Source organism: Bradyrhizobium glycinis (assembly GCF_016031655.1).
GTDB lineage: Bacteria > Pseudomonadota > Alphaproteobacteria > Rhizobiales > Xanthobacteraceae > Bradyrhizobium > Bradyrhizobium glycinis.
In genome coordinates, this window is record NZ_JACCHQ010000001.1 from 322,033 (window position 1) to 335,269 (window position 13,237).

Annotated in this window: 14 protein-coding genes; 10 read left to right on the forward strand and 4 right to left on the reverse strand. The window is 65.0% G+C overall.

All coding sequences use genetic code 11. The features are described from left to right. Window positions 1-130: 130 nt before the first annotated feature. Window positions 131-1,477, reverse strand: coding sequence for a lipopolysaccharide biosynthesis protein (locus tag HZZ16_RS01470; protein WP_197946725.1), 1,347 nt, complete (start codon window positions 1,475-1,477; stop codon window positions 131-133). A gap of 408 nt (window positions 1,478-1,885) precedes the next feature. On the opposite strand from HZZ16_RS01470, the gene HZZ16_RS01475 reads away from it, so the two are divergent. Further along, entirely contained in the window at window positions 1,886-3,103 is a 1,218-nt protein-coding gene (locus HZZ16_RS01475; protein WP_197946726.1) for an FAD-dependent oxidoreductase, read from the forward strand. 18 nt (window positions 3,104-3,121) lie between these two features. Here the strand turns inward: HZZ16_RS01475 and HZZ16_RS01480 are convergent, their stop codons facing one another. Next, a complete protein-coding gene (locus HZZ16_RS01480) occupies window positions 3,122-4,258 on the reverse strand; it encodes a GNAT family N-acetyltransferase (RefSeq protein ID WP_197946727.1) in 1,137 nt (378 codons plus the stop codon). 319 nt (window positions 4,259-4,577) lie between these two features. Next, complete coding sequence (locus HZZ16_RS37850; RefSeq protein WP_283815744.1) at window positions 4,578-4,700, reverse strand: hypothetical protein; 123 nt, start codon at window positions 4,698-4,700, stop codon at window positions 4,578-4,580. Window positions 4,701-4,882: 182 nt separating this feature from the next. Between HZZ16_RS37850 and HZZ16_RS01485 the strand changes: the two genes are divergently transcribed. After that, a complete protein-coding gene (locus tag HZZ16_RS01485; protein WP_197946729.1) occupies window positions 4,883-5,143 on the forward strand; it encodes a hypothetical protein in 261 nt (86 codons plus the stop codon). Window positions 5,144-5,217: 74 nt separating this feature from the next. Next, complete coding sequence (locus HZZ16_RS01490; protein ID WP_197947255.1) at window positions 5,218-6,507, forward strand: c-type cytochrome; 1,290 nt, start codon at window positions 5,218-5,220, stop codon at window positions 6,505-6,507. 36 nt (window positions 6,508-6,543) lie between these two features. Here HZZ16_RS01490 and HZZ16_RS01495 read toward each other — a convergent pair whose 3' ends face one another. Beyond that, on the reverse strand, window positions 6,544-8,514 hold the full coding sequence (locus tag HZZ16_RS01495; RefSeq protein WP_197946731.1) for a 4Fe-4S binding protein: 1,971 nt from the start codon (window positions 8,512-8,514) through the stop codon (window positions 6,544-6,546). A gap of 164 nt (window positions 8,515-8,678) precedes the next feature. On the opposite strand from HZZ16_RS01495, the gene HZZ16_RS01500 reads away from it, so the two are divergent. From HZZ16_RS01500 to HZZ16_RS01530, 7 genes are all read left to right on the forward strand, one after another. Then, on the forward strand, window positions 8,679-9,419 hold the full coding sequence (locus HZZ16_RS01500) for a biotin/lipoate--protein ligase family protein (protein WP_311973593.1): 741 nt from the start codon (window positions 8,679-8,681) through the stop codon (window positions 9,417-9,419). Continuing rightward, window positions 9,416-9,955 (forward strand): DUF6505 family protein, encoded by a 540-nt coding sequence (locus tag HZZ16_RS01505; protein WP_197946733.1) that lies wholly within the window; start codon window positions 9,416-9,418, stop codon window positions 9,953-9,955. Before HZZ16_RS01500 ends, HZZ16_RS01505 begins: the two co-directional genes overlap by 4 nt. After that, a complete protein-coding gene (locus tag HZZ16_RS01510; RefSeq protein ID WP_197946735.1) occupies window positions 9,952-10,959 on the forward strand; it encodes a DUF6352 family protein in 1,008 nt (335 codons plus the stop codon). Before HZZ16_RS01505 ends, HZZ16_RS01510 begins: the two co-directional genes overlap by 4 nt. Further along, window positions 10,956-11,471, forward strand: coding sequence for a DUF3305 domain-containing protein (locus HZZ16_RS01515; RefSeq protein WP_197946736.1), 516 nt, complete (start codon window positions 10,956-10,958; stop codon window positions 11,469-11,471). The genes HZZ16_RS01510 and HZZ16_RS01515 overlap by 4 nt, the downstream gene beginning before the upstream one ends. Beyond that, entirely contained in the window at window positions 11,468-12,079 is a 612-nt protein-coding gene (locus tag HZZ16_RS01520) for a DUF3306 domain-containing protein (protein WP_197946737.1), read from the forward strand. The genes HZZ16_RS01515 and HZZ16_RS01520 overlap by 4 nt, the downstream gene beginning before the upstream one ends. Before the next feature lie 129 nt (window positions 12,080-12,208). Then, entirely contained in the window at window positions 12,209-12,988 is a 780-nt protein-coding gene (locus tag HZZ16_RS01525) for a molecular chaperone TorD family protein (protein WP_197946738.1), read from the forward strand. A gap of 29 nt (window positions 12,989-13,017) precedes the next feature. After that, window positions 13,018-13,227, forward strand: coding sequence for a twin-arginine translocation signal domain-containing protein (locus HZZ16_RS01530; RefSeq protein WP_036005112.1), 210 nt, complete (start codon window positions 13,018-13,020; stop codon window positions 13,225-13,227). The last annotated feature ends 10 nt before the right edge of the window (window positions 13,228-13,237 follow it).

A 13,237-nucleotide genomic window follows, 5' to 3' on the forward strand; every position in this document is an offset into this window, starting at 1 on the left:
GGCTAGCAACAAACGGAGTTAATACGGCTCCAAGGCGAACGACGTCGTTCGCGCAGCATTTCCGATGGTTTCCGGCTGGCGCGTTAACCAATCGGTCCTGCGCGTTGACCCCAGCGGCGCGTGATGGCACCTAGTCATGCGATTCCGCGCTGCGGACGGCATAATTGCCGCGCCTCGATGCAGGGAAGCGCAAGAGCACGAGAACGGAAGGATCCACCCCGCTTCGCCGGCGGCAGAGGACGTTCAGCGCGATGGTCGCGAGCGCGAGCGACACGGTCGTCGAAATCGCCGCGCCAAGCACGCCGAGGAAGGGAATGAGGACGAGAAATCCGACCAGCCGCAGCGCGACGTTGGCGGCGACAACCGGCACATAGATTCGTTCATGGCCGGTCAGCTGCAGGATCGCAGCAGACGGGCCGCCCGCCGCTTGGATGGCGGTTCCGATTGCGAGCACGATCAGGACCGAATGCTGCTCGGCGAAATGAGGTCCGAACAGGTTGAGGAGATAGGGGCCGCCGATCCAGATCGTGGCGAGGCCGGCGGCGACGCAGAGCGCGGTCACTTCCGCCATCAAGCGCGAGGTCCGCTCGAACTCCCCGTGGTTCTTGCTGAAATACAGCGACGGGAGCCGGCGCGCACCGAACGTGTAAAGCGCCGCGGACACCATGGCGAAAATGTTGGCGAGGCGCGAGGCGGCAAAGTAGATTCCCGCGGTCGTCGGATCCAGCATCCAGTAGACCAGAATGACGTCGAGATATTGGTTGGCGACTTCGAGGATCGATGCGATCCAGAAGTGCAGGGCACTCGATCGCCAGCGTGACGTCTCCGAGCGCGCCGGCGTACTGCGCAGATCCGGCAGCACGCGGGCGACGGATACAATCTGCGCAACAAGGCCAACCGACATGGCGATCGTCATCGCCACGAACATCTCGGCCGGATCGAGTTGGCGATGGCCGAGCAGCATGACGAGCAGGAACAGGACGACGATGGCCCGCCAAAGGAACTCGCGGTTTCCTTCGCCCATGAGGATGCTGACAAGTGAGCGCGCGATCTGGCTGCCGAGCATCAATCCGGCATTGACGGCCGTGTAGGCCGACACCGCAACGATCAGCACCCACCAGTCGCCTCTCATGCTCGCGACGATCGCGATCACGCCGATCACGATCAGCATTGCGACCGACGCGATCTTCAAGCTCGATTGGAGGACGCCTTTGGTAAGGTCCGGTCTTTCGCCGACCTGATATTCGTTCAGGAATCGCACCAGCAGGGATTCCTGGCCGACCAGTCCCACGACGGCTGCGATCTGCGCGACCGACAGCCAGGTCGCAAAGATGCCGAAGCCGTCAGGCGACATCGTCCGCGCCGCCAGCGAGAACAACGCGAACGCGAGCACGCCGCTGCCGACCTTGAGCAGGATGGTCCCGGCAACACCGCGCGTGACGTCGCGCCGCATGAACTGGAGAATGGATGCGATCATGGGATGGGTTAAGGGGCTGCGCTCCCCTGACGAGACATGTTCCGATACCGGCGACAACCTAGCATGTCGAGAAATCGCGAGTGTTAATGGACGAGTGGAGGATTTCGGTGGTCGCGGTGATGCCGGCTGCGTCGTTCTGGAACATCGCTGTCTCCATTGTCCAAGCTCTGCAATTTCCAACTCGCGCGACTGACGACATAGCGCCGCATCGACGACTGAGAAGGCGAGATCTGGGGCTCGCGCGCAGAATGGATTTCGGGCAGCAAGACGCGTGCCGCTCCGAGGCGGCAAACTCGGGCGTGCGGTCATTAACCTCAATCTCAGGAAATGTTCGCACCCGGCCCTACGATGCGACATCAGGCGAGGGATTTGCACTGCAGACCTCGTTAACCGTGGGAGCCGGTAGCCATGACGAGAACCGTGACCGAGCCGGTCGACGGGGACGAGACCACAACCATCGACTCGGACGTCGCCATTGTCGGTGGCGGCCTTGCGGGATCGCTTGCGGCGGCCGTGCTGGCGCGGGCAGGGCGTCGCGTCGCTCTCGTCGACAAGCGGGCGGTCCATCCGGACGAGTTTCGGGTCGAGAAGATCGGCGGCCATCAGCTGGAGCTGTTCCGCAAGCTCGGCTTTCTCGATGCGCTCGAAGATGTCGCGTGCCGATATGATCAAGTGCTCAACATCCGTGAAGGCAAGGTGGTCGATGTCAGCGTCGGCAGGGCTTACGGATTTGCCTATGCCGATCTCGTCGCCATGGCGCGTCGCCAGCTTCCGGATCCCTCCAACCTGATCGTCGACGAGGTCACAGCGATTTGCAGCAGCGGCGATGTCCAACATCTCGAGCTGGCCTCCGGGCGGCGCGTGACTGCCCGCCTTGTCGTTCTGGCCACGGGCATGGCGGCGGGCCTGGGCTACAAGCTCGGCATCAGGCGGCGGGTTCTGGCTGAGCGCCATTCGGTGTCGTTCGGTTTCACGATCGCGCGCAAGGATGGCACCCCGTTCGATTTCGAGGCGCTGACCTGTTACGGCGAACGCACCGCGGATGGCATCGACTATCTCAGCCTGTTTCCCGTGCGCGCCGGAATGCGTGCCAATCTCTTCATGTTCCGCGATCCGACCGATCCGATCATGCGCGAGTTGCGCCGCGAGCCGGAGGCGACAGTCTTGCGCCTGCTACCGGGATTGCGGAGCTATCTCGGCGATTTCCGTGTGACCGACCGGGTCCAAAACTGGGTGATGGATCTGACTGTCGTCGAGGGGCATCTCCGGCCCGGCATCGTGCTCATCGGCGATGCGTTCCAGACCAACTGTCCCGCGGCCGGAACGGGTGTCGCCCGCCTGCTTGTGGACGTCGATCGTCTCTGCACCGAATATGTGCCGCAATGGCTCACGACGGCAGGTATGGGCCTGGAGAAGATCTCGCAATTCTATGCTGATCGCGACAAGATTGCGGCGGATCAGCAGTCGCTGAAGATGGCACGCTTCCGCCAGGCGCTGACCTCTCGTAACGATATCGGTTGGGACGTGCGGCGACGGTTGCATTTCCTGCGGCGCAGTCTTGCACACCGCGTCGATCAGATGCATCCGGGCTGGCTTGGGCGTGTCCGCGGCGCGTTGCGGGCTTGAACTCTGCGACCCCGCCGGTCAGCGCGTGGGCGTCGCGGTGTGGGCGGGCTGAACCTTCAGGTCCGAGAGCCGCTTGGCCGCCAGCTTGAGCCAAGGCGCCTGCTTGAGCCCGAAGAGGACGATGGCGCCTACGGCGCTGCCGACCTGCGTGACCTCCCACACCGGCGAAGGCTGTGCGCCGAAGGATTTCTTGTATGGCTCGTCGCCGATGGTGAAGTCGAGCATCTGATCTCCGCGCTCGATACAATCCCGCGCCACCTGTTCGAACATCAGCGCGCCGATGGACTGGCTCTTGTAGCCGGCGATGTCGAAGGCGCTCATGATGACGAGGAAGCTGCCGCGGTGGCACAATCCGAGCACGGCGGCGATCACTTCACCGTCCATCTTCATGGCATAGAGGCGGACGAAGGAGCCGAGGCCCCGAACGGCGACGTCGGAATAGAAGCCGTAATATTCCGGGCGCTGCAGCAGGTCTCCGTCGCCCTGTGCGTGAAAGCGCGGGCCGCGAAACTTCCTCATCACGTCCATCGCCTCGAGCACGGCGGCGCCGTCGCTGCAGCATGAGAAGCTCAGCGCGCCTTTCTTCTGGAGCTGACGATATTTCTTGGCGAGCTCCTTCTGGTAGGAGCGATCCATCGCACTGGCCCGCCATTGCTCGTACGGCGCGACCAGAACCGTGGCGTAGGCATTGGTGTTCATCGAGACGCGGCGGGACGTGGCCAGGAGGTTCTCGATCGGAAGCCGTCCGTCGGGCAGCTTGGCCATTCGGAGCAGATCGAAGGGGCGGACAAGGCGCCGAATCTGCGCGCATGCAGCCGTATCGTCGAGCAATCGTGAAAACACGTCCGGGCTGCAAACCGGTGCCAGATAGTCGGAGACGCGGAGGTCGGCGAACTCGACGGTTCGTATCGGACCGCGCCGGATCCGGAGCAGCGGCAGCACCATCGCAAGGGTGCCGGTGTCGCGGTAGCGCACCACGACGACCAGAGCCGTTGCTCCCGTTTCAGGCGCGAGCCTGGTGTACAGGCTATGCAACCAGACCGGATGCTGGAAGGCAGTGGCAGCCGAACGATCGAACAGCTCTGCATATTCCGGAGACAGAAAGTCGAACGACGGCTCGATGGCGATGTCGAACGTGTTGCTGGGCTTATTCATGCGCAATCAAGAAAACCGGGATCATCCGCGAACGTCGCTCGAACCGTAGCTGCGCTTATACCAAGGCCGTTACAAGTCAGACACTGCCGCCGCGCGATTTGCGCCAATGCGTTCAACCATGCTCGTATGGTTACCAGAGTCTTAAATGCCGGACGCGGATATTGCGCTGGAGAGCGCCTTGCGCGGCGCCATTGTCCGCACAGCGCAGGGCGGCGATCTCTGATCCTCAGCTGCAGGAAAGCTACGGTTCGCAAGGTCGAGCTCGTGCCCTTCGCTCCCATCTTCAACCAGATCGGGCTCAAGCGCCAGTGAGGGCCTCTCAGAGGCGCACCCCGGTGGTGGCAAACGCCTGCGCGGCGGGCTCCTGCACGCGATCGAGGATCACCATCCCGGCAACCGCGATCACCACGGCCGCAACGCAGCCAAGCAAAAAAGCCTTCATCCTCAGCCTCCCTCGATTGGACCACGCCATCTATACGACAGGGCTTGCAGCGAGCAAGCTCGTCGAGGCGATCGCCGTTCACGCGGAGGATTCCGCGAGCTGGCTGTTGCGCTGCACGATCCGGAACGGATGCGCGTCTTGCAAGTTTGCTGCAAGCCTAGTGAGCGCATCGGAGGCCTTGCGTGAAATTACCGAGAACGATCCTGTGCTTTGCAGCACTTTGCATTGTCGAAGGTGCCCTGGCCCAGCCGGCGCAAACCAACTCGCCGGCGGCGCAAACGCCTCCCGAGGACAAGGGCCAGCTCCAGCCGCAAGGTTGGACCGGCCCGATCAATACCGGCTCGGGCGGTGCGCCGCCCGCAAGTCCCCAGGGCCAGAGTCCGCCTGGCATGCAGGCCGCGCCGGAGGGGTCGTCCAAGACCACGACGGCACCGGCCAAGTAGACCGTTTCAGGATGTTCATTTCCGTTGCCTGTTCTGGCAATCTCGAGCGGGTGAATCTCAGCAGGCGGCCAGGAATGAACAGATCAGCTCTGTGCACGAAGGTGGCCGCAGTGCTGTGGACCGTCTTTGTCGCATCGTCGGGGCATGCCGACATGGTCGGACACGGTGGCCCGATACGGGCTCTCGCCATTTCGCCCGATGGCGACAGCCTTCTCTCCGGCAGCTTCGACACCGCCGTCATCCGCTGGTCGCTCAGGACGGACACGGCAGAGCAAGTGCTGCGGTATCATGCCGACGGCATCAATGCCGTCGTCTTTCTCAAGGACGGCCGCATGATCACGGCCGGCGCCGATGCGCGCATTGCGGTGTGGACGGCGGGCCGGCCGGAGCCGGACCGGGTGCTGGAGGGACATGTCGCTCCGATCGCCGCACTTGCTGCGTCGCCCGATGGGGCGCTTCTCGCATCGGCGTCATGGGACCGGACGGTGCGTCTGTGGTCGCTGTCGGACGGCACGTCCCGCGTGCTCGAGGGGCATACGCAGAACGTCAACGGCGTCGCTTTCCTGCCGGACGGCAGGCTCGTCAGCGTAGGCTACGATCTCGCGCTGCGCATCTGGCGTTTGCCGGAGGGCCGGTCTGAGATCGTGACGTTGCCGGCGCCGCTGAACGCGGTGGCTGTCGCGCCGGATGGTGAAATCGTCACAGGCGCGGTCGATGGCAGGCTGCGCATGCTGACGACGGACGGCAAGGTCAGCGGCGAGGTCGCGGCCGGTCCGACACCGGTGGTCGCCTTGGCCATGTCGGCGGACGGCGCACTGATCGCTGCGGCCGGGATCGGCGGCACCGTGGCGATCATCGATCGCAAGTCGCGCAACCTGCTGCGCACCCTGGTGGGGCCCGGGCTGCCGGTGTGGGCGGTCGCCTTCCTTGCCGATCGCGAGACACTGATGACGGGTGGAGCGGACGGCAGGATCAGGCGCTGGAATGCGCGCACCGGCGATCCCATCGGTTCAAGCCTGATCGGCACACCGGCCGACCCGCTTGCTGCCTACGCCGGCGATCATGGCGCCGATGTGTTTCGGGCGTGTGTTGCCTGCCACACGCTCTCGGACAAGGAGGTTCAGCGTGCGGGTCCCACACTTGCAGGACTCTACGGCCGCAAGATCGCTTCGCTGCCGGGATATCGCTTCTCCGATGCGCTGAAGACGATGGACATCGTCTGGACGCCGGAAACCGTCGCACGATTGTTCGAAATCGGGCCGAATGCCTACACCCCCGGCACGAAGATGCCGGAGCAGCGCATCGGCTCGGCCGAGGACCGGCGCGCGCTCACCGAATTTCTGGCCCGCGCGACCTCGCGATGATTGGCTCTTCCGGCCTTGCGACGATGTCCGCTTCGTCTAGTCCTTGCCGTCCCGCTGGCGGAGATAATCATCCGTAGTTCGCGGCGGCGTTCGTTCCGGAACGCCCTTGAACGGATCGAATTGCTGTTCGCTCATGACCACGACGCGGCAGTCTGCGCACATCCTGAGCGCTTCGATCCGCTTGTCGCCGGTCGGGTACATCCAGTGCCGGCCTTCGAGCTTGGCGGCGATGCGGTCGATCGTGCTCTTGACGCCGAAGGGCGTGCCGCAGCGGACGCAGAGTGCGGGCTCCTCTTCCTTGATGACAACGGCGGGCGCGCGCGCCGCGCGGAAATCGATCTGCGGCTTGAGGCTGATGACCTTTTCCGGACAGGTGCTCTGGCACAGGCCGCACTGCACGCAGGCATCTTCGATGAATTTCAGCACCGGCCGCTCGGGATCGTCGCGCAGCGCACCCGTCGGGCACGCCGAGACGCAGGAGAGGCACAGCGTGCAGCCGTCGGTGTCGACGCTGATCGCGCCGATCGGCGCACCTTGCGGCAGCGCGATCACGTCGACCGGCTGCGGTGCCAGCCGGTGCAGCTCGCTGAGCGCGAACCGCAGGAGGTCGCGCCGCTTGCCGACGGTCTTGAATGTTGCCGGCGCCGCGATTGCGTCGAGCGCGCCGATATCAGTCAAATGCTGGCCGAGCGCGTCCGGATCGTCGGTTTCGATGGTGGCGAGGCGACGGCCCGCAAATCCAAGGCCGCCGAGGATCGCGTCGGCCATCGCGATCGTCTGCGTCAATCCGGTCACGTCGTGGCGCGGCTTGCCACGGAGTAGGAAGCGCACGGCAGAGACGCCATAGGCGAAGGCGCCGACGATCGCCTCCAGCCCGACCTGCGTGAGCTCGTTGACGGCAAAGGGGAGCACGTTCGCCGGCAGGCCGTCGCCATGCCGCGCGAGCGCGTCGATCAGAGGCGTACCGTGCGGGCTGTCATGAAAGAGCAGCACCGCATTCGCGCCGCCGGCCTCGCGATAGGCGAGCAGCATGGCGCGAAGTCTCTGGAGCTGCGTATCGGCGGGCGGCAGCGTGTAGGAGACCGCGCCGGTCGGGCAGGCCGCCGCGCATTGGCCGCAGCCCGCGCAGATGTTCGGATCGATGGCGACATGATCGCCGACGGGCGTGATCGCCCCGGTCGGGCAAAGATCGAGACAGCGATGGCAGCCCGTGCGCTTCGAGCGCGAATGGGCGCAAAGCGCGGGCGCAACCTCGACATATCTGGGCTTGTCGAAGCTGCCGACGAGATCGCGCGCGGTCAGCACGGCGCGCAGCACCGCGGCGGGATCTTTTGCGTCGGCGCGGAGATAGCCGTCCCGCAGGTCGTGGGCGGGAAACAGTGGCGGGCCGCCGGAAAGATCGAGCACGATGTCGCAACGCGAGGTCACCCCACTCCGCGGCGGGTCGAGCACGAAGCGATCGCGCGAGGAGGGGCGGGGACGCGCATAATCGTCGATTACAAGCTCGAATGCGCCGAAATGTCCCTTCGCGGAGCGGATGGTTCCCTTCACGATCGGGAACACCGTGGCAACCGGGGGCACCGTGTCGTCGAGCTGCTTCAGCATCACCGTGACGTCGAGGTGATCGGCGAGCAGGCGGCCGGCTTCGACCGCGGCCTCATCGCGCCCGTAGATCAGGATGACGCCCTCGCTCGACAAGGTGACGAGCGGATAGTCCGGGGCGGGGATGGAGGCGGATGCGAGCAGGGCGGCCATCTTTGCACCGGCGCGCGCACCGTCGCGGGACCAGCCGGCCGTTTCGCGGATATTGACGAAGCTGATCGCATCAGACCGCTCGCCGGCCTCGTCCGAAAACTGCGCTGCCTGCTGCGTGCAGGCGACCGTCAACTCGCCTTCTGCCGCGGCCATCTTGCGGAAATGATCGAGCTCCGCCCCGCAGAGATGGCGAAAGCTCCTGACCTCGCTGTTCGGACATCCGCGCCGGATCGCAGCCACGTCGAGGGGCATCGTGTCTTCGCACGAGCAGATCAGGATGGTCTTCGACGGCCGCTCCAGGTTAACCTCTCCGCCATTCGGACGCCGACGACGGACTCGCGCCGGCCCTTCGCCTCGTATAGACATTATCCATCGGGAAGAAAAGGAAAGCGGAGGACGGCCTGCCGTCGATCCCAGTGAGCCATGTTTCCGCGGCGGAACCGATCTACCTGCCGCCGCCTTTCACATTGGTGCGGTTGCGCGAGAGCGGCGACGCTTTTGCCCATGCATGCCGCATCGCACCGGAGAGCGGCGCCGGAACGCTCGTCTATGTCGGCCGCTTCGATCTCGCCGAGTTCGCCGTGGTGCTCGAGCCGGCCGAGCCGTTGCGCAGCGCGCGGCGCGCGTTCTATGCAGGCATGGTCGCGCTCACCGACGCGCTTCGCGCCTACGCGCCGCCGAGCAAGCCGATCACGATCGGCTGGCCGGATGCGATCAGGATCGACGGGGGGCTGGTCGGCGGCGGACGGTTGGGCTGGCCTTCCGAAGCCAGTGAGGACGCGCCGCCGCCCTGGCTGGTCTTCGGCGCGATGATACGGACGGTTGCCATGAACGAAGACGATCCAGGCGTCCACCCGCTGGCCTCGGCGCTCGACCAGGAAGGCTTTGGCGAGGCGGGCGCGGCGCAGATCACGGAGAGTTTCGCCCGGCACCTGATGCTGGCGCTGGACGGCTGGCGGGTCGACGGCTTTGACAGTGTCGCGCGCGACTATCTCACGCGGATTCCGCGTGAAAGGCAGACGGTGCAGCGCATCGATGATTGCGGCGACCTTCTGACGCGCCGCATCGGGACGGAAAGGATCGAACGAAGCGACCTCGTCCGGGCGCTCGCGGCGCCGTCCTGGCTCGATCCGGCCCTCGGAGGACCGCGCCTGTGAAGCTCCTGCGTACGATCGCGCTCGATCCCTCGGACACCTTCGTGTTCGATGTGGCGGCAGAGCCGGGCGAATGGGCCGTCTCCGGCGCTTTCCGCTTCTGGGATTGTGATGGCGCGAAGCTCGAGGGCAAGGCACGCGCGGCGTTTCGCGGTGGTTTCCTCGGGGTGCAATCCTGGGGCTGGTCGACGCTGGCGCAGATCGTTCCGGCGACCGCAGACGATTACCACGGCCTGGTCGATCTCCTCGCGAGGCAACTCGTCGACCGTTTCGGCGCGCCGGACATGGCGGCAGCGAAAACGGCTGCGGAAGAGGAGGTCGCTTTCGCCCAGTCGCTCTGCAGCCATCCCATCAGCTCGCTTATTGCAGTGCACCGCACCTCGAGCGACGGTGAGGTCCGCGAGTCCTTCCGCCGGCTGCAGCTCCGCGAAGGACAGGGGCATAGCAAGGCGTTCTCGTTCATGGAGATGGAGGACGACGTCCAGCCGGACGGCGATCTCAGGCTTGCGGATCTTGGCCGGGAGCCGACCGTCAGATGAACGATTTCTGGATCGCCTGTGGTCATCATCTGCTCGATCGCGACGAGGGCGGCGGGCTGCGCGTCACGGACGAATTTCTCAAAGCCTATTTTGCGCGTCCCGAGCTGATGCCGCCGGATGACGCGTGCCCGGTCGAACGCCGGCTGCACCGCGAACTGCTCGCCGACCCGCGTCAGGCGGTCAGCGCCGGCGAGATCGCCGAGATTGCCGATGCGGATGCCCGGGAGAATTGGCAGTTCGTGCTGGCGTTTCGCGATCTTCTGCTGCGGCATCCGACGCTCGAAGCCGCCTATCTTGCCTGGGTGCGATCAGGGGCGAACGATCTGCCGCCGCTGTTCGTCAACCAGCTCGTCCACGTCATCCTGCGCAACGCTCTGGATAGCTGTGACGACCCGCTCGTGCTCCGAGCGGCCGAACTGTTCTTCCGGACCCAGCGCGTCCTGCCGCATGAGCACGCTTTGTTGCTGGGAGACGAGGAAGTCGTCGGCGGCCGGAGCCCGACCCCGGTGCTCTCGCTGATGTCGATGCTCGGGGCCACCACCGATGCCGTGGTGGAGGTGTTGGGCGAGGAGAATGCCGAGGCGTACTGGCACCGGAGCGATCAGTTCGACATGGCTCTCGACCTGACCGCGGACGGCCGCGGACCTCTAGCGCTGGCGCAGGTGATGACGCGCTGGGTCTCCCATCTGCTCGGCATCGACGTCGTGATCGAACCGCTACGGGCGCTGCGCGAGGCCAAGCTGACCTGGTATGTCGGGCTCGATGCCGATGCCACGAGGCTCGGCGACCGTTTGTGGCACGGCGAAGAGCTCGGCGAGCGCGAGGCCGATCGCGTGCTCGCACTGTTCCGGCTGACCTTTGCGGATGCCAGCCGTGCCCTCGACGATGTCGGGGATGAACCGGTCTACCTGATCCTATCGATGACTGCGGATCAGAAGCTCCGGATGAAGCCACAGAATCTCTTAACCGGACTGCCGGTGAAGCACCTGGAGATGGCGACATGAGCCCCGCGGCAGTGCCGTCCCTCTCGATTGCCGTCGGCGTCGTGGTCGAGCGGCGCAAGGCCGATTCGCCTTGGGTCGATTTCATCTGGCGCGGAATTGCTGTCCTGCCGGACGAGCCGTCGACGCAACCCTGGACCGTGCTTCGCGAGCAGGACGGCACGACCCTGTTTTATGCCGGAAGAGCGACCATCGATCTTTATCCCTCGGAGACGGCGCGCTATCGCGACAATCTCACCTCCGGCCGTCCGAGCGTCTGGACCGTGCTGTCGCCCTCGGAAGGCGCCTGGCCCTATGCCGTCACCGCGGTGACCGCCGACCCCGCCGAGGGCGAAGGCTTTACCGAAGCCGCCGACAATCTCGTCGAGGCCGTGCCGATGCCGGAAGTGCTGCGCGAAGCGATTGAAAGCTTCGTGGCCGAGCACCATGTCGAGCGGGAATTCGTCAAGCGCAAGCGGCGCCGTGCCGACCCGGAGGCGCTGGCGCGGCGCGAACATGAAGGCGGACAGGAATGAGTGAGGAGGACTTCCTTGCGCGTTGGTCCCGCCGCAAACAGCAGTCGCGAGCGGAGCCGGCGAAGCCTGCCCCGGCGCAGCCGATGGCGCCGTCCGAGACCAAAGAGGACGAGACGGAGTTCGATCTGTCGAGTCTGCCGTCGATCGACGAGATCAATGCTGCCACCGACATCACGGCGTTCCTCAGCAAGGGGATTCCCCGCGAGTTGAGCCGTGCGGCCCTTCGCCGCGCTTGGGCGACCGATCCCGCGATTCGCGACTTCGTCGGGCTCGCGGAGAATGCATGGGACTTCAACGACCCGACGGCGATGCCGGGATTTGGCCCGCTGGATTGCTCCTCGGAAGAGCTGGCCGCACTGGTCGATCGCATTGTCGGCGGCGTGCGCGAGGCGGCCCAATCTCTTGCCGAAGCATCGATCGAAACGGCGGATTCTCCGGCGGAATCGCATCAAGCCGATGTGGCCCTTGTTTCCAATGTCGTTGAGCCGCCCGATGAGACGCAGCACCTGGCAATCCCTGCTGCGGTGCAACCGACAGTGGGTGAAAGACCTGCGGATTCTGCGGAGCCCGTGAGGTCCCGCTCGCATGGTGGTGCACTGCCGCGCTGAACCACGACCAAAGGCTATAGGTACAGGCTATGGCAGGCGATTGACCGGCGCTGGAACCCGGATTACGCTACCTACTGCTTTGTAACAAAAGCGATAATCAAGCAGACGGGACTTGGATGGGAGGTCCACGTGCGGGATGATGGACTTGATCGCGCGATCGATGCTGCGGGCGGCATCGGTCATCTTGCACGTAAAATAGGCATCAGCCAGCCCTCCGTGTCGAATTGGACCCGTGTACCCGCACAACGGGTGATTGCAGTCGAAACGGCGACCGGCGTCTCCCGAAACGACCTGCGGCCCGATCTTTACGGTGAGCAAGCCGGCTCGGCCGAGCTCGTCGATCCCATCGACGCGGCGCGCGCGCGGGAATACGCCTTACTCGCGGTGCTGCTGTCTGCACCTCCGTCGAAGCGCCTGCTCGATCAGCTCGCCGCGCTCAGCGGAGACGCGACGCCGCTCGGGCGCGCGCATGCGGCGCTCGCCGAGGCCGCCTCGAGCGCCGTCCCGGCGAAAGTTGAGCGGGAGTATTTCGACTTGTTCGTCGGGCTCGGCCGCGGCGAATTGCTGCCCTATGCCTCGTATTATCTCACGGGTTTCCTCAACGAACGGCCGTTGTCGCGCCTGCGCGGCGACCTGATGACGCTCGGCATCGAGCGTATCGCCAACAATTCCGAACCCGAAGATCACGCCGCCATCCTGTGCGAGATCATGTCGGGCCTTGCCGATGGCCGCTTCGACGCCTCGCACGAGGCGCAGCGCGCCTTCTTCGAAAAGCATGTGTCGCCTTGGATGGGGCGGCTGTTCGCCGACATGGAGAAATCGGGGGATGCCGGTTTCTATCGCGCAGTCGGCGCGCTGGGCCGCACCTTCATCGAAATCGAGACGGAAGCATTCACATTCGCCAGCTGACCGAGCTGCCTCGGTCCGGGAGAGACGCGATGAGTGACGAGACGAAAGCAAAGGTCGGACGCCGCGATTTTCTTCGCAAGGTCGGCTTGGGTACCGCCGGTGCCGGCGCGGCGCTTGCGACGCCGTTGGTCGGGTCCGCCCAGGCCGACAGCGAAACCAACGATGAGAAGCGCAAGGCGCGTTACAAGGAATCCGATCACGTGAAGACGTTCTACCGCGTCAATCGCTATCCGGCCTGAGAGGGAGGCT